General features: G+C 52.6%; 1 rRNA gene. It reads right to left on the minus strand.

Features of this window, described 5'->3' with window-relative positions:
• Nucleotides 1–813 (minus strand): 23S ribosomal RNA (locus tag AAIR21_RS27715); the annotation flags it as partial.

Consider the following 813-nt stretch of genomic DNA (forward strand, 5'->3'; position numbering starts at 1 on the left):
GTCGCTGCCGCAGCTTCGGTGCATGGTTTAGCCCCGTTACATCTTCCGCGCAGGCCGACTCGACCAGTGAGCTATTACGCTTTCTTTAAATGATGGCTGCTTCTAAGCCAACATCCTGGCTGTCTGTGCCTTCCCACATCGTTTCCCACTTAACCATGACTTTGGGACCTTAGCTGGCGGTCTGGGTTGTTTCCCTCTTCACGACGGACGTTAGCACCCGCCGTGTGTCTCCCGTGATAACATTCTTCGGTATTCGTAGTTTGCATCGGGTTGGTAAGCCGGGATGGCCCCCTAGCCGAAACAGTGCTCTACCCCCGAAGATGAGTTCACGAGGCGCTACCTAAATAGCTTTCGGGGAGAACCAGCTATCTCCCGGTTTGATTGGCCTTTCACCCCCAGCCACAAGTCATCCGCTAATTTTTCAACATTAGTCGGTTCGGTCCTCCAGTTAGTGTTACCCAACCTTCAACCTGCCCATGGCTAGATCACCGGGTTTCGGGTCTATACCCTGCAACTTAACGCCCAGTTAAGACTCGGTTTCCCTTCGGCTCCCCTATACGGTTAACCTTGCTACAGAATATAAGTCGCTGACCCATTATACAAAAGGTACGCAGTCACCCCATAAAAGAGGCTCCCACTGCTTGTACGTACACGGTTTCAGGTTCTTTTTCACTCCCCTCGCCGGGGTTCTTTTCGCCTTTCCCTCACGGTACTGGTTCACTATCGGTCAGTCAGGAGTATTTAGCCTTGGAGGATGGTCCCCCCATATTCAGACAGGATACCACGTGTCCCGCCCTACTCTTCGAGTTCACA

This window comes from Enterobacter sp. PTB (assembly GCF_051130085.1).
Classification (GTDB): domain Bacteria; phylum Pseudomonadota; class Gammaproteobacteria; order Enterobacterales; family Enterobacteriaceae; genus Enterobacter; species Enterobacter ludwigii.